Genomic DNA, 23,815 nt, shown 5'->3' on the forward strand with positions numbered 1-23,815 from the left:
CGGGCCGCGCATGCACTTGAGCGCGATTTACCCCTCGGCGGGATAGGTATCGAGCAGTTTCTTGACGATTGCGCCGAATCCGATGCCCAGTGACGATTTTACCATTACCGTATCGCCCGCGGCGACCGCACCGGCGGCGAAATCCGCGAGTTCGTCCGCATTCGGCCGATATTCCACAACTATGCTCTCCGGCAGCGCCTCCTTCAGTGCCACCATCTCCTCGCCGGCGAGCCAGACATCGGTGACGCCGGCCGAGACCAGCGGCACGGCGAGCCCCTCATGCGCGTCCCGGGCAAAGCTGCCGAGTTCCAGCATGTCGCCGAGAACCGCCACCTTGCGCCCGTCACCGGCGGAGGCGCCGAGCAGCTCCAGGGCTGCCCGCATCGAGGCCGGATTGGCATTATAGCTTTCATCGATCAGGGTGAAGCTGCCACCGCCGATCTTGAGGCGGTGTCGACGGCCCCTGCCCTTGAGCTGACCGGCGGCTGTAAGCGCGGGAATGGCCGCCTCGACGCTGCCGCCGGCATAAGCGATCGCCGCCAACGCCGCGAGCGCGTTTTCGGCCATGTGCTGGCCCGGCAGCCCGATCTCGAAGGTCACCGGCTCATCGGCGGCAAGCAGCGCCTGGATATGACCGCGATCGCCGACGGTGCGGTAATCGAGCAGCTTGAAGTCGGCCTTCGAATGCTCGCCGAACGAGACGATCTCCGCGCCAAAGCGGCGAGCGATATGGGCGAGCGCCTCGTATTCGTCGATATCGCGGTTGAGCACGGCAAAGCCGGCCGGCTCCAGCCCCTCGAAGATTTCCGCCTTCGCAGCAGCGATTTCCCTGAGACTTGCGAAGTTGCCCATATGTGCGGGCGCGATCGTCGTGATCACGGCGACATGCGGCCGGACGAGCTCCGTCAGCGGGCGGATCTCGCCGGCATGGTTCATGCCGATCTCGAACACGCCGAACTCTGCATCCGCCGGCATACGCGCCAGCGTCAACGGCACGCCCCAGTGATTGTTGAACGAGGCGACGGCGGCGTGGACCTTGCCGGAGGTGGCGAGCCCTGCCGCAATCATCTCCTTGGTGCTGGTCTTGCCGACCGAGCCGGTGACGGCGACGATGCGCGCCTCCGACCGTGTGCGCGAGGCAGCGGCCAGCATCACCATCGCCTCGAGAACGTCGTCGACGACGATCATCGGGCAGGTCAGGCGGCCGAGCGCCGGCAGCTTCGCCTCGGAGACCACCAGCAGCGACGCGCCGTTGGCGGCGGCAAGACCCGCGAAGGAATGGCCGTCGACGCGGTCACCCTTGATGGCGAAAAAGGCCTCGCCCGGCACCACGGTACGGCTATCGATGGAAATTCCGCTGACACCTTCCGGCAGTTCGCCCACCGGACGCCCTTCCATGGCCTCGACCATATCGGCTGATGTCCATAGCAAACTCACGATTGAATGCCCTCCAATGCTTTTCTGACTTCGGCAAGGTCGGAGAATGGTCGGGTGACGCCGGCGGCGGTCTGCCCCTCCTCATGTCCCTTGCCAGCAACGATCAGTGTATCGCCCTGCCTCAGCAATGCCACGGCATGGGCAATCGCCTCGGCCCGGTCACCGATTTCGGTGGCACCGGGCGCTGCGGCGAGAATTTCGCCGCGGATCTCGGCCGGAACCTCCGAGCGCGGATTGTCGTCGGTGACGATGACGACATCGGCAAGCCGCGTCGCGATCTCGCCCATGATCGGCCGCTTGCCGCGATCGCGATCGCCGCCGCAACCAAAGACGACGACAACCTTGCCGGTGGTGAACGGGCGGACCGCCGTCAGCACCTTTTCGAGCGCATCGGGCTTGTGGGCGTAATCGATATAGGCGAGCGCACCATTGGCGGCTTTGCCGGCGAGTTCGAGACGGCCGGCCGCGCCCTCGATCTTCTCCAGCGCGGCAAGCGCGGTCCTGGCGGTCACGCCGGTCGCAATCGCAAGGCCTGCGGCAACGAGGGCGTTGGAAATCTGGAATTCGCCGGCTAGCGGCAGCCGCACTTCGTATATCTCGCCATCGTGCAGGATTTCGGCGAACTGGCTGTCGCGCTTCTGCTCCACCCGCTTCAGGCACAGGAAACTGCCGCTGCGGCCGACCGTCATAACCCGGTGGCCGGCATCGCGGGCGGCCACTTCGGCACGCGCGGACCAGGCATCATCGGCGTTGATGACGGCGGGAGAGCCCTTGGGCAGCACCCGGTCGAAAAGGTGCATCTTGGCGCCGAAATATTCCTCGATGGTCGCGTGATAGTCCATGTGATCGCGACCAAGATTAGTGAAGCCGGCGGCGGCGAGCCGGACGCCATCGAGGCGATACTGATCGAGGCCGTGGCTCGAGGCCTCCATCGCCGCATGGGTCACTCCGTCATGGGCGAGTTCGGCGAGCAGGCCGTGCAGCATGACCGGGTCCGGCGTCGTCAGCGAGCCGTATTCCTTGCGGCCAGGCGCGATTACGCCGGTGGTGCCGATCATCGCGGCGGCAAGGCCGGCATGGGCCCAGATCTGGCGGGTGAAGGACGCGACCGAGGTCTTGCCAGCGGTGCCCGTGACGGCAACCATCGTTTCCGGCTGGGCGCCGTAGAAGCGGGATGCGACCACCGACAGGAAGCGCCGCGGATTGCTGACCTGCAGCACGGGGATCCGCGCGCCCTCATGTGCCGCGGCGCTGACGGCGACGGCCGCGCCTCTTTCGGCGGCATCATCGATGAAGCCGGCGCCGTCGGCTTTGCTGCCGGCAATCGCCACGAAGAGCGCTCCGGGACCGGCCTTGCGGCTGTCGGCAGTGACGGCGGCAATGTCGAGCGCGCCGGCGCGGCCGGAAAGCGCCGCGTTCAATTCTGGAAAAGCCGTACCGGCGAGAGCGCTCAATTTCATCGTGTCAGTCTCTCTTCCTCACCCGGCGAGGCCGGGTGGCGTTGTCTCAGTAGGCGGCCAGGAGTGCGTCCCCTTCCGCGCCGAAATCGGGATCGACGCCGAGGATGGGGGCGCAGCGACGGATGATCTCGCCAGCCATGGGCCCGGCATTCCATGCCGCCGTGCGGCCCGGAACGCCTTCCACCTTCTTCGCGTCATCGATGGTCACGAGCACGACATATTGCGGATCGTCCATCGGAAATGCGGCGAGAAATGCGTTGAAATTGCGATCCTTCGAATATTTGCCATCGATGATCTTCTCCGACGTGCCGGTCTTGGCGCCGATCCTGTAGCCCGGCACCTGCCCGTTGCGGCCGGAGCCGTCGGTTCCGTTGAGGCGAAGAAGATAACGCATCTTGTCGCTGGTGTCCTTCGAGATCACCTGCTTGGCAACCTGATCAGCCTCAGCCTCCGTGCGCGGCAGGAAGGTCGGCGTCAGCAGCTTGCCGCCGTTGACCAGTGCGGCCGCGGCCGCGGCCGTCTGCAGCGAGGTCGTGGTCACGCCCTGGCCGAAGGAAACGGTGGCGGAGAACACGCCGCCCCACTTCTGCGGACGCTGCGGTGTGCCTGCGCCGCCGATTTCGGTGTCCATGCGATCGAGCAGGCCGAGCTTTTCGAGGAATTCGCGCTGATAGTCAGGGCCGACGGCGGCGGCAATGCGAGAGGCGCCGATGTTCGACGAATAGGTGAAGACTTCCGGATAGGTGAGAATACGGTTCTGGGCATGGTCGTCTCGGATGCGCGAGCGACCGAAGATCAGCGGTGTCTTGGCGTCGACGAGGCTGTCGAGCGTGAACTTGCCGGATTCAAGCCCCATCGCCAGCGTGAAGGTCTTGAAGGTCGACCCCATCTCGTAGACGCCGGTGATGGCGTCGTTCAGCATCCGCGGATCGGTCGCGGGCGGCGGGTTGTTGGGGTCGAAATCGGGCACGGACGTCAGCGCGACAATCTCGCCTGTGTCGACCTTGAGCACGGTGGCCGTGGCGCCAACCGCCTCGAACTTGTGCAGGCCTTCAACAAGAATATCGCGGACGATGCTTTCGACCCTCAAATCGATCGACGTCGCGAACGGCTTCAGGTTCATCGCGCCGGAAAGGCCAAGGCCCATCAGGCTCGAAATACCGTCGGACTTGTCCATGTAACGCTCGATACCGGAGAGGCCGCGATTGTCGATGTCGACGAGACCGAGAATATGGGCCGCTTCAGGGCCGCCCGGATAGAAGCGGTGAACCTCCGGCCGGAAGCCGACGCCCGGCACGCCAGCGGCGAGGACCTGGCTCTGCTGTTTCGGCGTGATCTGCCGCTTCAGCCACACGAATTCGCCCTTCGAATTGAGCAGACGGTATGCCCGCGCCTCGTCGAGATCAGGGAAGATCGGCTTCAGCGCATCCAGCACGTCATCGGCGCTGGTGATCATCGAAGGGTCGGCATAAAGCGACATCATCCGAACGTCCGTCGCGAGAACCGCGCCGTTGCGATCGACGATGTCGGGGCGGCGGGCGAGCGTCTGCGGCGCCACCGCGTTGGAGACGGTGCCATCCTCCTTCGCCAGCGAATAATGCACCAGCCGTCCGCCGATCACGGCGTAGACGCCGAGGAAGCAGGCGGTGATGATGCCGACGCGGCTGCGCGCCAGGCCGACGCGCTTCTTGGCCGTGCCCTGGAACACATCGGTGACGGCGCCGTCAGTCGGCGGCGTAGCTTCAGGCGCGGATTTGCGGCGAAAACTCGGGATACGTTTCTTCATGGCGTCACCGATCCGGTTATGACGATATCCGTGCCGTCGGGCGCTTCCCCTGCCACCAGCGGCGGCAGGTCTTCCACGGCGGGCGGCGGGGCAATGGGGGGAAGCTGATCGAGCGTTGCGATCTGCTCGGGCTCGGCGGGCTGAAGACCGAGCTCGAGGGAATAGTGAGAGGCAAGGCGGCCGAGACGGGCGGGCTGCGTCAGGAGCGCCTCGTCGGCCTTCAGGAGGTCGATGTTGTTTTCCTCGAGCGCAATCTGATCATCGAGCTTGCGCACCTCGTCGAGCGTCGCTTCGGCCGAGTACTTGATGGTGTAGGTCACCGTGGCGGTCGCCACCATGACGAGAATGAGGATGAGGTCCAGCGGACGCAGCATGGTTATTCGTGACCTCCAAGGCGGGAAATTTCGGCGAGCGCCGGCAGGCCGAAGGCGTCGAGGCCGGTCTCCGGCGCTTCGGCAGACGTGCGTATGGCGGCGCGCAGCTTGGCAGAGCGCGCCCGCGGATTGACGGCGGCCTCGGCTTCGGAGGCGGCGATCATCGCCTTGCCCTTCTGCTCGAAGAGCGCCGGCGCGGGCGCGACCTCCGGCAGGTGGCGCGAACCGCCGGCCTTGCCGAGGCGCGCGGAAATGAACTGCTTGACGATCCTGTCTTCCAGCGAGTGGAAGGTGACGACGGCGAGTACGCCGCCGGGCTTCAGCGAGCGCTCAGCGGCCAGAAGCGCCTGCGCCAGTTCACCGAGCTCGTCATTGACATAGACGCGCAGCGCCTGGAAGACGCGGGTCGCCGGATGGATCTTGTCCTTGGCCTTGCGCGGCACGACCGTCTCGATCAGCGAAGCAAGGTCGCGGGTCGTTTCAAATGGCGCCTCGGCCCGCTTGCGCTCAATCGCGCGGGCGATGCGGCCAGCATTCTTTTCCTCGCCAAGAAGGCCGAATATCCGCGTCAAATCGCCGGCCTTGGCGCGATTGACCACATCGGCGGCCGAGACGCCCTCGCCCGACATGCGCATGTCGAGCGGACCGTTCTTCTGGAAGGAGAAGCCGCGCTCGGCCTCATCAACCTGCATCGAGGAAACGCCGATATCGAGCACGACGCCATCAAGCCCCTCCTCGGGAGCGAAGCGATCGAGCACGGAAAAGCGGGTGTGATGCAGGGTGAGTTTTCCCGGCCATGCGGCCAGCATGTCCGCAGCGCCGGCGATGGCATTCGGATCGCGGTCGAGGCCGACGACGTCGGCGCCCGCTTCAAGAATTGCCTGCGAATAGCCACCGGCGCCGAAAGTGCCGTCGAGGATGACCTTGCCGGATACGGGCTCGAGCGCCTTCAGCACCTCCGCAAGCATCACCGGAACGTGACGAACCGGTCCGCCATCGGCATTTTCCATGCCAGCTATCCCCATTCCGTTTCCCCTGATCATCAGGCGCCGGCACGGCCGCCAAGTCGTGCCTGTCGCGCCTGAGCCTGCGCTTCCTGAAAGGTCCGCGGCTCCCAGAGCTGGAAGTGGTCCGCGCGACCGACGAAAGTAACCTCCGCCTCGATGCCCGTGAAATCCCGGATGAAGTCGGTGACCATCATCCGCCCCTCGGCATCGAGCTTGGTAAACACCCCGCCACCATGAATGAGCAGCGACATGCTGTTCGCATTTGCCGAAAACGGATCTTCCTGATCGATCTGCCGCTCGAACCGGTCGAGCAGGTCCGGACCGCCGATACTGATGGCGGGAAAGATGAAATCCTGGAAGCAGTAGAGTTCCGAGATATTCCGTTCTGCCAGAACCGTGCGGAACACCGCAGGCACCGACACCCTTCCCTTCGCATCGATCTTCTTGGTCGCGTTGGAGAGAAACCGGTTCATGACGCAAAACCACCGAAATCACCGGCAGCCTCCGTCGAGCCGCCTCTTCCCAAAAAGACACAAGAAACCCGCTTCGCCCAAGGGGCGAATTCAGCAGTGAAAGCAGATACTTGGAACCGAAGAACCGCCCATACGCGCCAACTGCTTCGGGCAGCGAACTGTTGCCTAATGGGATAGCATGGGCAGATATGGGCGTCAATGGGACAACCTGTCATTAACCATGGTCGAAAGCGTTCCGGAACCCTGATTCTATCAACCTCCTGTTAACGAAAACTTTCCGGCGCAAGCCCTCGGAAAAAAGGCATGAATCGTCTTCCGCAGGGACCGGATCCGGACAAAGTTTCAGCGCTGTGGGGCGCCGTCCCAAAATGGAGAAAAAACCAGTTGGCCTGTAAGCCGGGTTCTGTATGGCCTCGCGGTTTCCCGCGAAACGTGGCGGCCATTCATCTGGGACGACGCTTGCGCGCCGCCTCTCGCAACCCACCCGGATGACTGGCCCGGAAACGGCCTGGGGCGAGCCCCGCGTCATCCCTATTCGGTCTTGCTCCCGGTGGGGTTTACCGTGCCGCCTTGCGTTGCCGCAGGCGCGGTGGGCTCTTACCCCACCCTTTCACCCTTACCCCGGAAAACCGGGGCGGTTTGCTTTCTGTGGCACTGTCCCTGGGGTCGCCCCCGCCGGACTTTCTCCGGCACCGTCAATCCGTGGAGCCCGGACTTTCCTCACCCTGCCGCCTTTCGGCATTGGCAAAGCGCGGCCGCCCGGCCAACTGGTGCGGCCTTCCTAGACGAAGTGGCCGGCTGACGCCAATGGATTTTTCGAGGGCTGGCCTGAGCGGCGGACGGTGCACTCTGCCTAGCGGCGTTCCCGAAGCGGCAATCGTCCCTGCCCCCCAAAGCAAAAAACCCGCCGAACGCATCGGCGGGTTTTCGAAATGATCGACAGTCAGGACCCAGATCAGCTTCCGGCGCCGTTCTGCAGAACGGTGACGGTGCGGCGGTTCTGCGACCAGCAGCTGATGTTGTCGCAGGTCGCGACCGGGCGCTCCTTGCCGTAGGAGATCGTCGAGATCCGGTTCGCCGGAATACCGCGCGACGCGAGGTAGTTCTTCGTCGCGGCAGCACGACGGGCGCCGAGCGCAAGGTTGTATTCGCGCGTGCCGCGTTCGTCGGCATGGCCTTCGATGCGGATCGAGTAGTTCGAATAGCGCTGCAGCCACTGCGCCTGTTTGTCGAGCGTCTGGGCGGCGATCGGCGTGATCGAGGACGAGTCGGTCTCGAAATAGACCGTATCACCGACATTCATGTCGAAGTCCTGGACGCTGCCCGGCGTCGCGTAGCCATTGGCGCCGGCAGCAGAGCCGCCAGCCATGCCGTTGCCCGGAAGGTTCTTGTCCTTGGATGCGCAACCGGCCAGTGCCAGAACGGCGCAAAGTGCAATAACGGCGGGCTTCACTGCGCCCAGTTTCGAAAGGCCTGCTGCTGCGGGCATCGCTCGGCTCATGGCCGCTCTCCTTGATCGTGTTTCATCATGTCCGGCGTTCAGTTCGCGGCGGCGTCCTCGGGGCGACGCCTCGCCGTGCCGAACGGTTTTCAGACAGTTTGCTGCAGTCGAGGAACTCATACCCAAGTGTCGTTAACAGCCCCTCAACGATCGCGGTTAACAAATTCCCAAAATGCCCCGAAATCGTATTTTTTCGCCGTTTCGGGGCGTTTCAAACCTATTCCAGCAGCGGCGACCATGCCGGGTCGGAGGCGAAATCGGGTGTCGAAACACGCTGTTCGTTATAACCTGTGAGGTCGATGGAATAAAGGTGCGGACCGCCCTCGCCGGCATTCTGGCGGAAGAACATCAGCACGCGGCCGTTCGGCGACCAGGTCGGCCCCTCATTGTGGAAGCCGGTGGTGAGGATGCGCTCGCCGCTGCCGTCCGACTTCATCACGCCGATCGAGAACTTGCCGCCGGACTGCTTGGTGAAGGCGACCAGATCACCACGCGGCGACCAGACCGGCGTCGAATAGCTGCCGTCGCCGAACGAGATGCGATGCTGGTTCGAGCCGTCGGCGTTCATGATGTAAAGCTGCTGGCGCCCGCCCCGGTCGCTTTCGAAGACGATCTGGGTGCCATCCGGCGAATAGGACGGCGAGGTATCGATGGCCGCGGTATTGGTCAGACGCGTGGTCGCGCGGGTCCTGAGGTCCATGGCGTAGATATTGGCGTTGCCGTCCTGCTGCAGGCTCATGACGATGCGCTGGCCGTCCGGCGAGAACCGCGGCGCAAAGGTCATGCCCGGGAAGTTGCCGACAACCTCGCGCTGCCCCGTCTCGAGCTGCAGCAGGTATACCCGCGGCTGATCGTTCTCATAGGACATGTAGGTGAGTTCCTGCCGGTTCGGCGAGAACCGCGGGGTCAGCACCATGTACTGGCCGTCGGTCAGCATGCGGACATTGGCGCCATCCTGGTCCATGATCGCGAGCTGACGCTTGCGGGCGGTCTTCGGCCCGCTTTCGGAGACGAAGGCGACACGGCTGTCGAAATAGCCCTGCTCGCCGGTCAGCGCCTCATAGATCGAGTCGGCGATGATATGGGCGACGCGGCGCCAGTTGTCCGGCTGGGTGAAGAACTGCTGGCCGATGATCTGCTGGCCCGCATAGGTGTCCCAGAGCCGGAACTCGGACCGCAGCCGACCGTCGGGCTCGCGCGTCACGCGGCCGACGACCAGGGCCTCGGCGCTGATCAACTGCCAATCCTGGAAGCGCGGCGTTTCATCCGGGCTCGCGATCTGCTGGATGAAGGCGGACTTGTCGATCGGTTTGAACAGGCCGGAACGCTGCAGATCGGCAGCAACGACGTTGGAGATGTCGGCGCCGAGCCCGTCATCTGACTGGAAATCGGTGATGGCGATCGGCAGCGGCTGGACATTGCCTTTGGAAATGTCGACTTCGACCAGCGCATAAGCCGGGGCCACGAACATCAGGCCGATGCCGGCATAGGCGATCGAAAGAAACATGATACAGCGTTTGAGCATGACAGGGCAGGCCTTTCAGCGTTGATTGCAGCGGGCTAAGTGGTGCGAAAGCACGCGGCTCTTCATGTTAAATCATCTGGCTGGGGTCAAAGTTCACGATGACTTCGCTCCAGGCGTCATATTTTTCCGGCGGAAGCTGGGTGAAGGGCGAGGCCTTCAGCACGGCACGCCGTGCGCCGCCGGCGAGAATGCGGCGGGCACTGTCGCTGCCGCCGGTGGCCGTCACCTCGGGCTCACCGATAATGGCGCCGGAGGGATCGAGCTTCATGTGGATGCGTATCCGCACGCCATCGGCGCCGTCAAGGCCGGCGAGGATCGACCAGTTGCGCTGGATCTGGCCACGCAGTGCATCGATTTCGCTCTGGCTCAGCGTCGAGCCGGCCGTGGTGCGCTGGCCGCCCAGTGCCGCCGGCGCCTCGGAGCGCCTGGCGCCCCCGCCCTCAGCCTCGGTACGGTTCAGCAGTGCGGCGATATCGTCGACGTTGAAGTCGTCCTTTTCAGGCGTCGTCGACGCGGTCGTCTGGTTGTCGGTCTCCGGCTTCTTCTCCGCAGGCTTCTGCGGCGCAGGCTTGGTCTCGGCAACCTGCCTCTGCGGCTCGGGAGGACGGCGCGTCGGCAACGGCGCCTGATCCGGGAAGGCAAGCTCCGTCGTCTCTTCCTCGGCAGGCTGCTCCGGCTCGGCTTCGGCCGTCTGCGGTTCTGGCGCAGGTGCAGGCGCCGGGGCCGGCGTCTCGACAGCTTCCGGGGTCGGTGCGGGTGCGGGTTCCGGCGCGGGTGCAGGCGCCGGTTTCGGCGCAGGCGTTGGTGCCGGCGGCGGGGGCTCTTCGACCGGTGCGGGCGCCGGCGTTTCGGCGACCGGCTCCGGCTCGGGCGCGGGCTGCGGCTCAGGTGCTTCGGCAGGCTTCGGAATTGCGGCCTGCTTCTCCTCGCGTGTCGAGGGGGCAGCATCCTTCTGCGTGGAAAGGTCGACGTCGTTGTCGCCGACATTTTCGGCGTCCGCGACTTCTGTCGGACGCTTGGTCGGAACCGGCGCTGCGATCTCGGCGAGATCGGCCTTGTCATCGCCCTGCTGGATCTGGGTGACATCCTCAACCGGCACGAGCGTGACCGGCAGGGCGTCGACGTCAGCCACCTCGAGCGGGGCGGGCGCCCCCAGCACCAGCATGGCCGATCCGAGGATCAGACAGTGCAACACAAAGGAAATGACAAGGCTGCGCTTCATGATGGATAATCAGTTATCCTGTTCCTGCAGGGTGACAAGACCGATATTCTTGAAGCCTGCTGCCGAAATCCGCGCCATCACTTTCATCACCGTGCCGTAATCGGCATTGGCATCGCCGCGCACATAGATGCGCTCGTTATAGCCGGTGGTGGCGATCGCTTCGAGTTTCGGCACGACCTCATCGATCGGGATCTCGGTTTCCTGAAGGAAAATCTGCCCTTCCGGCGTGACCGAAACGGTGATCGGCTGGGTATCGGAATTGAGCGCCTGCGCCTGCGTCTCGGGCAAGTCGATCGGTACGCCGACGGTCATCATCGGGGCGGCCACCATGAAGATGATGAGCAGCACCAGCATGACGTCGACGAGCGGCGTGACGTTGATTTCACTGACGGGCGCCTTGCGCGAACGGCGACGTCCGCGCCGTCCGGCTCCTGCTCCGCCTGTTCCTACTGACATGGCCATGTCGGTTCTCTCCCTTCAGGCGTTATTCCGCCGCGGGGCGCGACTGGAGTTTCTCGTCGATCTGGCGCGAAAGAATGGCGGAGAACTCATCCGCGAAACCTTCCATGCGACCAACGAGCTTGCCGGAATCGGCGGAGAACTTGTTGTAGGCGATAACCGCCGGAATAGCGGCGACAAGACCGATCGCGGTGGCGAGGAGCGCTTCGGCGATACCCGGCGCCACGACGGCGAGATTGGTCGACTTCGAACCGGCAATCGCCTGGAACGAGGTCATAATGCCGACGACCGTGCCGAACAGGCCGATGAACGGCGCTGCGGAGCCCGTGCTGGCAAGGAAGCCGAGGCGGGCCTCGAGCGATTCCGATTCACGCTGGATGGCGACATCCATCGCCTTTTCGACGCGCATCTGCAGGCCGACCGGCGTACGTGCGCCGCGTTCGAAGGATTTCTTCCATTCGCGCATGGCGGAGACAAAGACGGCGGCCATGCCGGTGGTCTTGCGCTCCGAAAGCGTGCTGTAGAGTTTTTCGAGCGAGGTGCCCGACCAGAACGCGTCCTCGAACTGATTGTAGGCGCGACGTTCCTTGTTGTAGGCGATGATCTTCTCGATCACGATGGCCCAGGTCCACACCGAGGCTGCGATCAGCCCCAGCATGACGATCTTGACGATCAGACCCGCCTGCAAGAAGAGCGCCAGGAGGCCGACATCGGCCGTTGCTTCCAACCCAAGCTGTTCCATATTTCGATAGTCCCTGAATACGAAGGCCCGGCAAGCCGGACGGTACAGTTAGAGCCGCCTGCGAGACGCTTTTCGATTTGCAATGAGATTGAGGACGCCCATTTCTTCCCTCTGTTCCCCAAAAACGTGGTGAAAGGGAGGCAAAAACGCCCGAAATCCCGCTTGTCGCATAAAACACGACTATGGTTAACGCCGGGTTACCACGACTGCCCCAAAGGGAGCTCCATGACCCGAAAACGCCTGAAATCAAACGCGCGCAGGCTGCGGCGCAATTCCTTCACATAATACTCATGTTTTATCAAGCCCCGCCGTCCGCTTCGTCCTGTCCGGGCATGAGCGTTGCGGCAAGTTCGTCGGGCATGCGCCGCGCCCGGCCATGACGGTTGATCATGACGACCGTCACCGTCGCCGTCGCCAACAGCACACCGTTGGCGAGGATGGCCTGATCCAGCACCAGCCGCACACCGGTCGCCTTCTTCGTCGTCGTGGTGACCTCGATCACATCATCCATCCGGGCGGGCCGGATGAATTTCAGGTCCATATGGTGGACGGCAAAGGCAAGGCCTTCCTCATCGATCGTGTGCAGTGCCCGCTGCTCGACGCCCAGACACCGCAGGAAATCCGTCCGCCCGCGCTCGAAAAAGTGGAGATAGCGGGCATGATAGACGAGGCCCGAGAAATCGGTGTCCTCGTAATAGATCCGCTGCCTGAGGTGGTGCGTGCCCTCCTCCAGCCAGCCGCTGAGAGGACTTGCGTCCCTGTCGTTGCTATCTGCCATCGATCGCTCCGGTTTGACGCCCTTCGGATACAGCAATGTGACAGCGGGGAAAAGGCCGAAGCCGATCCCCGGCCGAACGTGGGCAACCGACCTCCGCAAGACGAAAGGATAACGCCGTCTGGCCGAAATTCAAAGCTCAGAGAAAGGCCGGAGCGAAGACATTGCCATAGCCCTCCTCGCGCAGCGTGCCGCGATGCATCAGGACGGCGCCGAGCCGACCGATCTCGTCCGAGCTCTTCGCAGCCGCCCCGTTGCCGGCCGTCAGCACGGCGATGCGCGGTGACGGCGAAAAGCCGATCATCGGATAGCCCGACGGCGAGAAGCTGGTGACACAGGTGCCGGTGGTCGTGCTCAGGACGCGGATTTTCGGCATCAGTGCGCAGAGGATGCGGGTGAGGTGCTCGCGAGTGGAGACGCGGCCTTCCGAACGAAACCAGGTGCGTATTGCCGCCTCGTCCGCAAGCGCCATGTCGTCCGGATCGCCGCCGATCTTGATGTAGTAGCGCCCGTCGGGATAGCGGATCGGCGGCAGAAGATAGATCCCGTGGGCGTCGACCTCCGGCCTGTAAATCAGGCTCGGCATGCCGTGGAGCGCTGCGGCCTCAGCCTCGGAGATCTCGAAAAACGCAACGGTGCGGGCATAGACGGTGAGCGCGATGCGCGCCGGCAGGAGATTTTCGTTGATGGTGAAGCCACCGGCGGCGACCAGCGCCGTGTCGGCGGTCAGGCTCTGGCCATCATCGGTTTCGACGCTGACCCGCCCGCCTCGCTCCGCGACCTTCGTCACGGCTGCGGCAATGACGCTCGCCCCCGCCCTTTCGGCAAGCAGCGATTGGGCCGCGACCAGCCGCCGCGGCGAGATATGCCCGGCATTCGTCGTTTCATAGACGGCCTCCGTTTTCGGAGCGAAGGCAAAGCAGGGAAAGCGGGTTTCGGGCGCTTCAACGAGTTCGGCAGGAGCCTCGCAGGCGGCAGCGGCCGCCAGGATCGTCTCGAGATAGCGCCCCCTGGACCGCGCCGGCCCCGCAATCAGCGCTCCGGCCTCGGTGAAGAAGGTGACGCCGCTGTCGCGTTCGATGTCGCGGTAGCGGGCGATCGAACGATTTGCGAGACGGGCCCAGACGGGATCGCGATCGATGGTGCGGGTGATGCGCCCCTCGTCGTAGTGGCTGCCGAAAACACCTTCGTGGCTCGCCTTGTCCTCCGGCTCGCCGGGACCGACGACGGCAACCCCCTCCTGCATCCCGGCAAGATGGCGGGCGGCGGCCGATCCCATCAGTCCGCGACCGACGATGATCGTGCTGAAATGTTGTCGTGTCATGCATGCGCCCCGGCCGACGTCTGTGCCGGAGCTTGTTGCCGAAGCGGCGGCATTGCAAGGTAAAGCTGACGCGGAGGCGCCGTTATCCTAACGCGAAGCGTCGTAGAGCACGAAGACGGTGTCGTGGAGGTCTTCCGGCGGGTCTTCGAGATTGGCCTCGTAAATCGGATCGATCGCATAATAGGTGAGAACGAAGCGTCCATCCTGAAGCGTCCAGCGCCCCCAGGAGGCCGCGTCGCCAAGGCCGCGCCACTTCTCGAACGTCGAGATGGTGTTGGTGTCGGGATCGAAACTCGGATTGATCAGAGTTGTATCGGCGCCAAAACCGGTGACGACCGGATCGCGGGCGAGCTTCGTATTCGTATCGTCGTCCGCCGCATAGTCGACGGAAAAGGCCGGTGTTGCGAAGGTCACGAGTTCGCCCTGCTGCGGGAAGCCGTCTTCCGCGGCAAACACATAGGCCACGACGAGATTGTAGGCACCCGCATAACAGCCGATTTCGTAGAGCGTTCCCGCCTTCTGCACGGGCTTGCCCTCATAGTCCGTCTCGGACCAGTGCACGTCGTGCACGGTATCCTCGAGGCCCGGGAGACGCTCGGCGAGATCGGAATCGCAGATTTCCGGAAGCGCCGAGAACACGATCCTGCGGGCCGCCTCAAGGCCGTCATCGGCAGCAAATGCCGGCGACGCAACCATGATGACTGAGGACAAAAGCAGGCCGAGGGCCACAGCGCGGGCCATGTCAGGCAGCCTTGAGCTCGCGCTCGATCGCTTCATAGGCCGCGTTGATGCGCGCCATACGGTCGTTGGCGGCGGCGTGGAATTCCTTCGGAACGCCACGGGCGATCAGCCTGTCGGGATGATTTTCGGCGACCAGCGCGCGGTAGCGGCTGCGGATGGTCTTGAAGTCGTCGCTGCGCGAAACGCCAAGCACGCCGTAGGGATCGCGCTCGCCGAGGTCCATATGGCGGGCGCAGATCGCGGTGAAGCGAGCCTCGCTGATGCCGAAGATTTCGGCAACGTGGGCGAGAAACTCGAGCTCCTTCTCATGAACAGTGCCATCGGCCTTGGCGATGTGGAACAGGCCGTCGATGACCTCTTCCAGCAGCGGGCAGCCCTCTTCGCCATCGGAGCACAGGTTCTTCAGCGTGCGCGCATAAGCCTCGTAGCCGGCGGTATCCTGACGGGCGAGGTTGTAGAGCCGTGCGACGTTGCGGCGTTCGCCTTCAGGAATCTCGAAGATCTCGTGGAAGGCGTTGACCTCCTCGAGCGTGACGAAACCATCCGCCTTCGCCATCTTGGCCGAAAGTGCAATCAGCGAAACCGAGAACGCCACCTGCCGGCGGGTCTCCGGATCGCCCTCGAAAAGCGTGCGCACAGCCTCCACCACGCCGGTCAGAACCGTGCCGGCGGATTGGCTGATGAAATTGACAAGCTTTTCCCAGAAAGACATCGGACTCGCTCCTGACGGCGCAAACCGTCGTTCCTTGAAGACTCACCTTGAACAAAAATCATGGCGGTGGCAAGTCGAACCGCTCGGTTCAATTTCACATTTTTGCGAACCGCGCCACCCCCGTTCATCAGAAAAGTCGGCACGTCTCCGAGCGGTTGCAGGGCTTTTGCGATTGCCAGTTTCCGCCACGCAACGCTATAGAAACTGCATCCTTTATCCCTCCTCAAGCGACGGGCGGCCCGGAGAAAGCCAATGGAACGCAAGAATACCTTCAATATCGGCTATTTTCTGGTGGCCTTCCTGATTCTGATCGGTTTTCAGATGTGGTTTACGTCCCGCGACGTCGCCCAGATCAGCTATTCCGACATGATCAACTATATCGAGAAGGGTCAGGTTCTGTCGGTGGCGATCGCCGACAACACCATCGAAGGTCAGTTCAAGGACGAGGTCGACGGCAAGAAGTATTTCGTCACTTACCGCGTGCCACAGGAACTTGCCGTCGATTTCGACAAGTACAAGGTGAATGTCACCGGCGTTCCGGACCACACGCTCCTGACCAAGATCCTGTCGTGGGTGCTGCCGGTCGTCATCTTCCTCGCGATCTGGGCCTGGTTCTTCCGCAAGTTCGCGGAAAAGCAGGGCATGGGCCTCGGCGGCATGATGAATGTCGGCAAGTCGAAGGCGAAGATCTATGTCGAGCGCAAGACCGGCGTCACCTTTGACGACGTTGCCGGCGCCGACGAGGCCAAGACCGAGCTGCAGGAGGTCGTCTCCTTCCTCACCGACCGGGAGAAATACGGCCGCCTCGGCGCCCGCATTCCGAAGGGCCTGCTGCTCGTCGGCCCGCCCGGAACCGGTAAGACGCTGATCGCCAAGGCTGTCGCCGGTGAGGCTGGCGTCACCTTCTTCTCGATCTCCGGTTCCGAATTCGTCGAAATGTTCGTCGGCGTTGGTGCCGCCCGCGTGCGCGACCTGTTCCAGCAGGCCCGCGAACTGGCGCCCTGCATCATCTTCATCGATGAGCTCGACGCGCTGGGCCGCGCCCGCAATTCCTTCGGCATGGGCGGCAATGACGAGAAGGAGCAGACGCTGAACCAGCTGCTGGTCGAGCTCGACGGCTTCGACCCTGCCGCCGGCATCGTCATCCTCGCCGCAACCAACCGCCCTGAAGTGCTCGACCCGGCGCTGACCCGTGCCGGCCGCTTCGACCGGCAGGTGGTGATGGACCGTCCCGACCGCGACGGCCGCGCCGCGATCCTGAAGGTCCACATGAACAAGGTGAAGCTCGACGACGACGTCGATGCCGACCAGATCGCGGCACTGACGCCGGGCTTCGCCGGCGCCGATCTCGCCAATCTGGTGAACGAAGCCGCAATCTTCGCCACCCGCCGCGATGGCGATAAGGTGAAGATGGAAGATTTTACCCAGGCCGTAGAACGCATCGTCGCCGGTTCCGAACGCCGCGGCCGGCTGCTGAACCCCGACGAGCGCGAACGCGTCGCCTTCCACGAAATGGGCCACGCGCTCGCGGCGGCGGCGCTTCCGAAGACCGATCCGGTGCACAAGATCTCGATCATCCCGCGCTCCATCGGCGCGCTCGGCTACACGATGCAGCGGCCGACCGAGGATCGCTTCCTGATCACCGCCGGCGAACTGCGCGACCGGATGGTGGTGCTGCTCGCCGGCCGGGCGGCAGAGGACATCGTCTATGGCGAGATCAGTACCGGTGCGTCCGACGACCTCGCCCGCGTGACCGACATCGCCCGCCAATATGTGATGAGCTTCGGCATGGATCCCGATATCGGCCAGGCGGCGCTGGAGCAGAAGCGTGCCCAGTACCTGCCGGAAGCCCCCGGCATGGGCAGCGCAAAAAACTACTCCGACGTCACCGCGCGCGAGATCGACATGGCCATCCGCAAGCTGATCGACGAGGCCTATGAGCGCGCAAAGGAAGTGCTGCAGCAGCGCCGCAAGGATCTTGATGACGGCGCCCGCATCCTGCTGGAAAAGGAAACCATCACCCCCGACGATTTCCCGCCGCTGACGCAGCAGCCGCTGGCGCAATCGCGGGTGCTTTCGTAAATCGTGTAAAAAGGCTCCGCATAGCCCCCAATCAATCTCCCCCTCGAGGGGGAGATTGAATGCAGTGCTTCAGCTTCCTTCTTCTAAAGCAGCCCCAGCTCCGCGAGCTCCGCCCGCAACTCCTCCGGCATGTCGCCGCCGCCGTCGCCGAAATCGAGGTCGCGGGGGGCGTCTTCGGTCTTCAGGTAGCGCCAGCCCTGGAAAGGCTTGCGTGGCACCGGGACAGTGTCGATGACCTGCGGGGCGAGTATAAGATCGCAGCGCTCGATGCCCTCGTGGTCGGTGTGGTTGCCTATGTCGAGGAGCGCCTGACGGGCGCGAATCTGTCCGTTGATGACCCAGTAGAGCGAGCCGCCATCAAGGAGTTCATCGCGGCGCTTTGGCGTCATGCGGGTGGTGTGGGTGCTGTGCGGCTCGAGGCCGGCCGCGATCGCCGACATGGCGCGGGCGGCGACCCATTCGCGCAGATCGTCAATGCCGGTCGCGCCGACGCAGAGTTTGAGAAGATGGACGCTCATAATTCCTTCAAGACCCGGGGCCGGCTGTCGTCAAGACACAAACCGGCGGATGGTCAGCAATCCACGACATTGACGGCAAGGCCGCCGGTCGAGGTTTCCTTGTATTTCTCGTGCATGTCGCCACCGGTCTGACGCATGGTTTCGATGCAATTGTCGAGCGGCACGAAATGGGAACCGTCCCCTTTCAGCGCCAGCGAGGCGGCAGTGACCGCCTTGACGGCGCCAAGCGCATTGCGCTCGATGCAGGGCACCTGGACGAGGCCGGCGATCGGATCGCAGGTCATGCCGAGATGGTGCTCCAGCGCGATCTCGGCGGCGTTTTCAACCTGTTCCGGCGTGCCCCCCATCGCGGCGGCAAGCCCCGCCGCAGCCATTGCGGAAGCAGACCCCACCTCGCCCTGACAGCCGACTTCGGCGCCGGAGATCGAGGCGTTCGACTTGATGATGCCGCCGATCGCCGCAGCGGTCAGCAGGAAATCGCGGATAGCCGCCTTGCCCATCGGTTTCTGGAACTCACGGAAATAGCGCAGCGTCGCCGGCACCACGCCCGCCGCCCCGTTGGTCGGCGCCGTGACGACGCGGCCGCCGGCGGCATTTTCCTCGTTGACCGCCATGGCGAAGACAGCGAGCCAGTCATTCGCCATCATCGGATCGAACTGGTTCGAGCGGCGTGCCTCCGACAACTTCTCATGGAGCTTGCCGGCACGACGCTTCACATTGAGGCCGCCGGGCAGCACGCCCTCCCCGTTCAGCCCGCGGTCGATGCAGCCGTCCATCGCGTCCCAAAGGCGATCGAGGCCTTCGTCGAGTTCGGTCCGCGACAGCCGCGTCTCCTCGTTCGCCCGCTTCATCGCGGCGATCGAGAGGCCGGAGCGGCCCGCCATGGCGAGCATTTCGGCGGCATTGCGGAAGGGAAAGGGAATGTCCTCGGCCGATTGCTCGCCGGCCGGGAAGTCCTTCTTTTCCTTCCAGGCCGCAAGCTCGGTATCGCTCAGCACGAAGCCGCCGCCGATCGAATAATAGACCTGGCGCAGCAGCGTGTTGCCATTGGCATTGAGCGCGAGGAACACCATGCCGTTGGCATGCCCCGGCAGCGGCTCGCGCTTTTCGAAGATGACATCCTCGTCGCAGTCAAGACGATAGGATGGGTGGCCAGGCGGCGTGACCATGCCGGTCGCGCGGATGCCGGCAATGATATCGTCCATCGCGTCCGGATCGACCGTATCCGGCGCTTCACCGGCAAGGCCGAGGATGACGGCGCGGTCGGTGGCGTGGCCGAGGCCGGTATAGGCGAGCGAGCCATGCAGACTGACGCGCAGGCGCGAGACGACGGCGCCGGCCGGTCGCGGCCAGTCATTGGAGGCAAGCAGATCCAGAAAGCGCAGGGCGGCCGACATCGGCCCCATGGTGTGGGAGCTCGACGGACCGACGCCGATCTTGAAAACCTCGAAAACCGATAGGAACATCGCTTCGACCTCCGTTCAGTGTCTGAGACCAATAGCGGAACCGGGTTCGGTCCTCAACGTCGCGACCGACATTGATGCTCTTGGCTACGACACATCCGGCCATCGCAAGGTGAGATGTCAGCGACAAAGGCCAAAACGAAAACAACGGCCCGCGGGAAGCAGGGCCGTCGTCTTTTAAAACTCTATTGTGCTGACTAGACAGCGACCATGAGATAGGCAAGTCCAAGAATAGCACCAAAGCCTACAACGGCACGCAGGGTTACACCCCAGCAGGATTTACGTGCGGTGTCTTCCATATCCACTCCGATTGTCTTATCCAGCGGGCGATGGGAGGATGCCCGCTGATGGTTACCGCTTTATTAAAACGTGATGGAAACCGCAATGGGGTTTTTGAAGAATTTGTGAAAATCATCGCTTGCCATACCGGGCCACCGAGACCAAAGCTCCCTGCGAAAGCCGCGCAAAACCCGAAGCCAGAGCTGCTGCCATGAACACGATCGATCTCCTCGCCCTCTGCTTTTTCCTGCTGATCTGGTTCGTGTTCGACCAGGTGGTCGCCGGCCGGGTGGGCTCCATCAAGCGTGCCAGCCTCACCCAGCTGATGATGGAATACCGGCGGCGCTGGATGCGCAATTCGCTGACGCGCGACTGGAAGATGATCGATACGCAAATCCTCTCCGGCCTGCAGAACGGCACGGCCTTCTTCGCCTCCACCTCGATCTTCGCCCTTGGCGGCTGCTTCGCGCTGATCAACCAGGCCGACCGCGCGCAGATGCTGTTCCAGGATCTGCCGGTCGCCTTCGAAAGCTCCCGCGTCGCCTTCGAGATGAAGGCCGGCGGCCTTGCCGTGATGTTCGGCTATTCCTTCTTCAAGTTCGGCTGGTCCTATCGGCTCTTCAACTACAATACCATCCTGTTCGGCGCGCTGCCGATGATGCCGGAAACGGAACGCGATCGCGCCTCAGCGGAGCGGCTGGCGGACAAGGTTGCCGAGATCAACATCATCGCATCCAAGCACTTCAACGCAGGCTTGCGCGCGATCTTCATCTCGATCGGATACCTTGGCTGGTTTCTCGGGCCCTACGTCTTCATGGCGACCACGGCCTTCGTTTTCGTGATACTGCTCAGGCGCCAGTATTTTTCGGAGGCCCGCCGGGCCCTTCTCGACGCCTGAAGGACGCATGCATGACCGAAGAAAGCCGGGCTTCGAAAGGCCGCATCCATCTCATCGACGCCTTCCGCGGAGTGGCGCTGATCGCGATGGCGATCTACCACTTCACCTGGGACCTTGATTATTTCGGCTATGTCCGGTCCGGTCTTTCCACGACCGGCGCCTGGGCGATCTTTGCGCATCTGATCGCCGGCAGTTTCCTGTTCATCTCCGGCTACAGCCTCTATATGGCGCACGGCCGCGACCTGCGGCTGCGATCCTTCGCCAAACGGACCGGCATCCTGATTGTCGCCAGCATCGCGATCACCATCGTCTCGCTGTTCACCACGCCGGAAGCGCCGATCTATTTCGGCATCCTACAGTCGATTGCCGCCGCCAGCATCATCGGCCTCGCCTTCATGCGGGTGCCGGCCCTAGTGTCGCTTGTCGTCGCGGCAATCGTCGTCGTGCTGCCGCACTTTGTCCGCTTTCACGCGCTTGACCCGGCCTATCTTGCCTGGATCGGGCTCGCCGATCATCCGCCGGCCTCCAACGACTATGTGCCGCTGTTTCCGTGGTTCGGCCCGTTCCTTGCAGGCATCGCCATCTCGAAGCTCTCGCTTCAGTGGCTTCGCCGTCAGCGGCAATTGCCGCGAAAGGAAAACCTGCTCAATCTCCTGGGGCGCCATAGCCTGATCTTCTACCTTGCCCACCAACCGATCCTGTTCGGTCTGGTCTTCGCAGCCTCGACGGTGATGCCGCCCGATCAGGGTCCGGCCTATCTTGCCGCCTGCCAGACGAGCTGCGAGGCGACCGATCCTGCGGGCTTCTGCCGGTCATATTGCGCCTGTACGCTGAGCGAGCTGAAGGGCCAGGGCCTGTTCACGCCGCTGATGCGCAACGAAACCACCGAGGATGACGCGGTCGCGCTGAATCGGATCGGGATGATGTGCAGCAGCCAGCCCCCGGCCCAAGAGTGAGGCGCGGCGCTTGAGGATCTTTTATAGAGGCGGTCAGGTGCCGACGCCGATTTCGGCGAGGCGGGCGAGGCAGTTTTCCTCGGCCAGATCGAGCTCGCCCATGATCTCGTCGATATCTCGGCGTTTCTGGCGCAGTTCCTCGCGCTGGAGCTTGATCCGGTCCATCGTTCTCTTCAGCTCCTCCGTTTCATTGGGGAGATGATGGAACAACTCGAGCACGTCCTTGATCTCGGCTAATGTTAGCCCAATGCGACGGTTACGGAGGATCTGCCGGATCAACAGCCGTTCGTTTTCGCTGTAAAGACGTGTGCGACCGCGACGGTCGGGCTGCAGCAATCCTTCATCTTCATAGAAGCGCAGCGTTCGCGTCGAGACTCCGAATTCGCGCGTAAGCTCCGTAATTGAATAGTGTTTTTTTTGCACGGCGCACCCTTGCAAAGTTGATTGTTTAAGCAATCGATTAGACCCTGGCGGGAAAGTTAGATGTTAAACCACCAGGTAGCAATTCCCAAAAACGAGAAAAACCCGATAACATCTGTGGTTGTCGTGACAAACACAGACGACGAGATGGCGGGGTCCGCGCCGGCTCTCTGAAGCAGCAGGGGGATGAGGATTCCGGCCATTGCCGCGACGAACATGTTGATCACCATGGCGGCCGCGACGACCCCACCGAGCTGCGGATTGTTGAACCACAAGCCTGCCGCAATCGCGATCAGGATGGCGAAGGCGAAACCGTTGAAAAGTCCCACACCCGCTTCTCTGCGGATGATCCGGGCCGCGTTATAAATGTCGAGATCGCGGGTGGCGAGGGCGCGAACCGTCACCGTCATCGTCTGGGTGCCTGCATTGCCGCCCATCGAGGCAACGATCGGCATCAGCACCGCAAGGGCGATCATCTTCGAAATCGATTCGTCGAACAGGCCGATGACGCTTGCCGAAAGGAAGGCGGTGCCAAGATTTATAAGAAGCCAGCCGAACCGCGAACGCACCGCGCTGACGACATTGTCCGACAGTTCCTCATCACCAACGCCACCCATGCGCTTGATGTCTTCATCCGCCTCCTCGTGGATTACGTCAACGACGTCATCGATGGTGAGGACGCCGACGAGCCGGCCATTGCTGTCGACGACGGCGGCGGAGAGAAGGTCATACTGCTCGAAGACCTGCGCCGCCTCTTCCTGATCGAGCTCGGCATCGATCGGATGGTTGGTCTCGCGCATGATCGTTTCGATCTTGGTCTGACGCTTGGTACGCAGGATCTGATCGAGATCCACGGCGCCGAGCAGCCGGAAGGTCGGATCGACGACGAAGATCTGCGAGAAGGAATGCGGCAGGTTGTCGTCCTCGCGCATGTAGTCGATCGTCTGGCCGACGGTCCAGTACGGCGGCACCGCGACGAACTCGGTCTGCATGCGCCGGCCGGCCGAGCTTTCGGGATAGTCGAGCGAACGCGACAGCCGGATACGCTCGGTGAACGGCAGCTTGGCGAGGATATCCTCGCGCTCCTCGTCGTCGAGGTCTTCGAGAATGTAGACGGCGTCGTCGGAATCGAGCGCGCTGATGGCGGTCGCGATCTGCTCGTTCGGCAGCGAATTGATGATGTCGAGGCGGACGGCCTCATCGACCTCGGTCAGCGCCGTCAGGTCGAAGTCGGCTCCGAGCAGCCGGACAAGGCTTTGCCGACTGGTGGGATCGAGCGATTCGAGGACGTCACCGATTTCCGATTCGTGGCGGTTGCCCATCTGCTCGCGCAGAAACGCCGAGTCCTCCTGTTCGATCGCACGATCGATTTGATCCAGAAATTCGGCGCTGACATCCCCCTCTTCATTATAGATCTCGAGGAGAGCGTCGCGGGGATCGGTGAGAAGTTCGTCGTCCAGATGGCTCATATTTTTGAAACCCTTTCTGTCAGCAACGCGGCCCTGCAAAGGCGGTTCCTCAAGCGCTCATGTCTTAGTGCTTTTCCCTGGCAAATGAAATCGCCGGCGGTAAAGGTTTTGCGACATTCGGCAAGGAATTCCGCCCCGCGCTTCGCATCTTGATTGAACCGCAATTCTGTTTTTTGTTAAGCTAGGGCAAAG

At 63.0% G+C, this 23,815-nt stretch carries 22 protein-coding genes and 1 other RNA gene; 3 read left to right on the forward strand and 20 right to left on the reverse strand.

Annotation, left to right across the window (positions count from 1 at the left end):
* Positions 1-27: 27 nt before the first annotated feature.
* The 16 genes from TM49_RS18260 to TM49_RS18330 form a co-directional block, all read right to left on the reverse strand.
* Positions 28-1,437: a UDP-N-acetylmuramoyl-tripeptide--D-alanyl-D-alanine ligase gene (locus tag TM49_RS18260; protein ID WP_045683349.1), complete on the reverse strand. Its 1,410-nt coding sequence runs from the start codon at positions 1,435-1,437 to the stop codon at positions 28-30.
* The gene (locus tag TM49_RS18265; RefSeq protein WP_045683351.1) at positions 1,434-2,897 is read right to left on the reverse strand and encodes a UDP-N-acetylmuramoyl-L-alanyl-D-glutamate--2,6-diaminopimelate ligase; all 1,464 of its coding nucleotides are present in this window, start codon (positions 2,895-2,897) and stop codon (positions 1,434-1,436) included. The genes TM49_RS18260 and TM49_RS18265 overlap by 4 nt, the downstream gene beginning before the upstream one ends.
* Before the next feature lie 46 nt (positions 2,898-2,943).
* Positions 2,944-4,683: a peptidoglycan D,D-transpeptidase FtsI family protein gene (locus TM49_RS18270; RefSeq protein ID WP_045683353.1), complete on the reverse strand. Its 1,740-nt coding sequence runs from the start codon at positions 4,681-4,683 to the stop codon at positions 2,944-2,946.
* Positions 4,680-5,057, reverse strand: coding sequence for a cell division protein FtsL (gene ftsL, locus TM49_RS18275; protein WP_045683354.1), 378 nt, complete (start codon positions 5,055-5,057; stop codon positions 4,680-4,682). The genes TM49_RS18270 and ftsL overlap by 4 nt, the downstream gene beginning before the upstream one ends.
* A 2-nt stretch (positions 5,058-5,059) precedes the next feature.
* Complete coding sequence (gene rsmH / locus TM49_RS18280; RefSeq protein ID WP_144409610.1) at positions 5,060-6,082, reverse strand: 16S rRNA (cytosine(1402)-N(4))-methyltransferase RsmH; 1,023 nt, start codon at positions 6,080-6,082, stop codon at positions 5,060-5,062.
* A gap of 17 nt (positions 6,083-6,099) precedes the next feature.
* Complete coding sequence (gene mraZ / locus TM49_RS18285) at positions 6,100-6,537, reverse strand: division/cell wall cluster transcriptional repressor MraZ (protein ID WP_045683357.1); 438 nt, start codon at positions 6,535-6,537, stop codon at positions 6,100-6,102.
* Positions 6,538-6,913: 376 nt separating this feature from the next.
* Positions 6,914-7,308: RNase P RNA component class A (rnpB, locus tag TM49_RS22825), an RNA gene on the reverse strand.
* A gap of 184 nt (positions 7,309-7,492) precedes the next feature.
* Positions 7,493-8,038 carry a peptidoglycan-associated lipoprotein Pal gene (gene pal, locus TM49_RS18290; protein WP_045683359.1) on the reverse strand — a complete coding sequence of 182 codons (546 nt, stop codon included), beginning with the start codon at positions 8,036-8,038 and terminating at the stop codon, positions 7,493-7,495.
* A gap of 217 nt (positions 8,039-8,255) precedes the next feature.
* Complete coding sequence (gene tolB / locus TM49_RS18295) at positions 8,256-9,563, reverse strand: Tol-Pal system beta propeller repeat protein TolB (protein ID WP_045683361.1); 1,308 nt, start codon at positions 9,561-9,563, stop codon at positions 8,256-8,258.
* 67 nt (positions 9,564-9,630) lie between these two features.
* Positions 9,631-10,785: a hypothetical protein gene (locus TM49_RS18300; RefSeq protein ID WP_045683363.1), complete on the reverse strand. Its 1,155-nt coding sequence runs from the start codon at positions 10,783-10,785 to the stop codon at positions 9,631-9,633.
* A gap of 9 nt (positions 10,786-10,794) precedes the next feature.
* Complete coding sequence (gene tolR, locus TM49_RS18305; protein ID WP_045683365.1) at positions 10,795-11,247, reverse strand: protein TolR; 453 nt, start codon at positions 11,245-11,247, stop codon at positions 10,795-10,797.
* 22 nt (positions 11,248-11,269) lie between these two features.
* Complete coding sequence (gene tolQ, locus TM49_RS18310; RefSeq protein ID WP_045683366.1) at positions 11,270-11,986, reverse strand: protein TolQ; 717 nt, start codon at positions 11,984-11,986, stop codon at positions 11,270-11,272.
* A gap of 298 nt (positions 11,987-12,284) precedes the next feature.
* Positions 12,285-12,764 carry a tol-pal system-associated acyl-CoA thioesterase gene (gene ybgC / locus TM49_RS18315; RefSeq protein ID WP_045685467.1) on the reverse strand — a complete coding sequence of 160 codons (480 nt, stop codon included), beginning with the start codon at positions 12,762-12,764 and terminating at the stop codon, positions 12,285-12,287.
* 136 nt (positions 12,765-12,900) lie between these two features.
* On the reverse strand, positions 12,901-14,085 hold the full coding sequence (locus TM49_RS18320) for an NAD(P)/FAD-dependent oxidoreductase (protein ID WP_045683368.1): 1,185 nt from the start codon (positions 14,083-14,085) through the stop codon (positions 12,901-12,903).
* Positions 14,086-14,172: 87 nt separating this feature from the next.
* Positions 14,173-14,826 (reverse strand): DUF1176 domain-containing protein, encoded by a 654-nt coding sequence (locus TM49_RS18325; protein WP_045683370.1) that lies wholly within the window; start codon positions 14,824-14,826, stop codon positions 14,173-14,175.
* A gap of 1 nt (position 14,827) precedes the next feature.
* On the reverse strand, positions 14,828-15,538 hold the full coding sequence (locus tag TM49_RS18330) for a J domain-containing protein (RefSeq protein WP_045683372.1): 711 nt from the start codon (positions 15,536-15,538) through the stop codon (positions 14,828-14,830).
* 252 nt (positions 15,539-15,790) lie between these two features.
* Here TM49_RS18330 and ftsH point away from each other — a divergent pair, with 252 nt between their 5' ends.
* Complete coding sequence (gene ftsH, locus TM49_RS18335; RefSeq protein WP_045683374.1) at positions 15,791-17,620, forward strand: ATP-dependent zinc metalloprotease FtsH; 1,830 nt, start codon at positions 15,791-15,793, stop codon at positions 17,618-17,620.
* Between the two features lie 83 nt (positions 17,621-17,703).
* Here ftsH and TM49_RS18340 read toward each other — a convergent pair whose 3' ends face one another.
* Both TM49_RS18340 and TM49_RS18345 read right to left on the reverse strand, forming a co-directional pair.
* Positions 17,704-18,138, reverse strand: coding sequence for a DUF1489 family protein (locus TM49_RS18340; RefSeq protein WP_045683376.1), 435 nt, complete (start codon positions 18,136-18,138; stop codon positions 17,704-17,706).
* Between the two features lie 53 nt (positions 18,139-18,191).
* On the reverse strand, positions 18,192-19,604 hold the full coding sequence (locus TM49_RS18345) for an L-serine ammonia-lyase (RefSeq protein ID WP_045683378.1): 1,413 nt from the start codon (positions 19,602-19,604) through the stop codon (positions 18,192-18,194).
* Positions 19,605-20,091: 487 nt separating this feature from the next.
* Between TM49_RS18345 and TM49_RS18350 the strand changes: the two genes are divergently transcribed.
* The gene (locus TM49_RS18350; protein ID WP_045683380.1) at positions 20,092-20,778 is read left to right on the forward strand and encodes a DUF599 domain-containing protein; all 687 of its coding nucleotides are present in this window, start codon (positions 20,092-20,094) and stop codon (positions 20,776-20,778) included.
* A gap of 11 nt (positions 20,779-20,789) precedes the next feature.
* Positions 20,790-21,734 (forward strand): acetyltransferase domain-containing protein, encoded by a 945-nt coding sequence (locus TM49_RS18355; protein WP_045683382.1) that lies wholly within the window; start codon positions 20,790-20,792, stop codon positions 21,732-21,734.
* A gap of 33 nt (positions 21,735-21,767) precedes the next feature.
* On the opposite strand, the gene TM49_RS18360 is transcribed toward TM49_RS18355, so the two are convergent.
* Together TM49_RS18360 and mgtE are read right to left on the reverse strand one after the other, a co-directional pair.
* Positions 21,768-22,157, reverse strand: coding sequence for a MerR family transcriptional regulator (locus TM49_RS18360; RefSeq protein WP_045683383.1), 390 nt, complete (start codon positions 22,155-22,157; stop codon positions 21,768-21,770).
* Positions 22,158-22,213: 56 nt separating this feature from the next.
* On the reverse strand, positions 22,214-23,623 hold the full coding sequence (gene mgtE / locus TM49_RS18365; protein WP_045683385.1) for a magnesium transporter: 1,410 nt from the start codon (positions 23,621-23,623) through the stop codon (positions 22,214-22,216).
* Positions 23,624-23,815: the final 192 nt, after the last annotated feature.

Origin of the sequence: Martelella endophytica (genome assembly GCF_000960975.1) — a bacterium.
Classification (GTDB): Bacteria; Pseudomonadota; Alphaproteobacteria; order Rhizobiales; family Rhizobiaceae; genus Martelella; species Martelella endophytica.

Bases quoted from the DNA above. Each gene is read 5' to 3' on its own strand.
- TM49_RS18265 (WP_045683351.1), bottom strand. From the start codon at position 2,897: ATGAAATTGAGCGCTCTCGCCGGTACGGCTTTTCCAGAATTGAACGCG.
- TM49_RS18270 (WP_045683353.1), bottom strand. From the start codon at position 4,683: ATGAAGAAACGTATCCCGAGTTTTCGCCGCAAATCCGCGCCTGAAGCT.
- ftsL (WP_045683354.1), bottom strand. From the start codon at position 5,057: ATGCTGCGTCCGCTGGACCTCATCCTCATTCTCGTCATGGTGGCGACC.
- rsmH (WP_144409610.1), bottom strand. From the start codon at position 6,082: ATGGGGATAGCTGGCATGGAAAATGCCGATGGCGGACCGGTTCGTCAC.
- mraZ (WP_045683357.1), bottom strand. From the start codon at position 6,537: ATGAACCGGTTTCTCTCCAACGCGACCAAGAAGATCGATGCGAAGGGA.
- pal (WP_045683359.1), bottom strand. From the start codon at position 8,038: ATGAGCCGAGCGATGCCCGCAGCAGCAGGCCTTTCGAAACTGGGCGCA.
- tolB (WP_045683361.1), bottom strand. From the start codon at position 9,563: ATGCTCAAACGCTGTATCATGTTTCTTTCGATCGCCTATGCCGGCATC.
- TM49_RS18300 (WP_045683363.1), bottom strand. From the start codon at position 10,785: ATGAAGCGCAGCCTTGTCATTTCCTTTGTGTTGCACTGTCTGATCCTC.
- tolR (WP_045683365.1), bottom strand. From the start codon at position 11,247: ATGGCCATGTCAGTAGGAACAGGCGGAGCAGGAGCCGGACGGCGCGGA.
- tolQ (WP_045683366.1), bottom strand. From the start codon at position 11,986: ATGGAACAGCTTGGGTTGGAAGCAACGGCCGATGTCGGCCTCCTGGCG.
- ybgC (WP_045685467.1), bottom strand. From the start codon at position 12,764: ATGGCAGATAGCAACGACAGGGACGCAAGTCCTCTCAGCGGCTGGCTG.
- TM49_RS18320 (WP_045683368.1), bottom strand. From the start codon at position 14,085: ATGACACGACAACATTTCAGCACGATCATCGTCGGTCGCGGACTGATG.
- TM49_RS18325 (WP_045683370.1), bottom strand. From the start codon at position 14,826: ATGGCCCGCGCTGTGGCCCTCGGCCTGCTTTTGTCCTCAGTCATCATG.
- TM49_RS18330 (WP_045683372.1), bottom strand. From the start codon at position 15,538: ATGTCTTTCTGGGAAAAGCTTGTCAATTTCATCAGCCAATCCGCCGGC.
- ftsH (WP_045683374.1), top strand. From the start codon at position 15,791: ATGGAACGCAAGAATACCTTCAATATCGGCTATTTTCTGGTGGCCTTC.
- TM49_RS18340 (WP_045683376.1), bottom strand. From the start codon at position 18,138: ATGAGCGTCCATCTTCTCAAACTCTGCGTCGGCGCGACCGGCATTGAC.
- TM49_RS18345 (WP_045683378.1), bottom strand. From the start codon at position 19,604: ATGTTCCTATCGGTTTTCGAGGTTTTCAAGATCGGCGTCGGTCCGTCG.
- TM49_RS18350 (WP_045683380.1), top strand. From the start codon at position 20,092: ATGAACACGATCGATCTCCTCGCCCTCTGCTTTTTCCTGCTGATCTGG.
- TM49_RS18355 (WP_045683382.1), top strand. From the start codon at position 20,790: ATGACCGAAGAAAGCCGGGCTTCGAAAGGCCGCATCCATCTCATCGAC.
- mgtE (WP_045683385.1), bottom strand. From the start codon at position 23,623: ATGAGCCATCTGGACGACGAACTTCTCACCGATCCCCGCGACGCTCTC.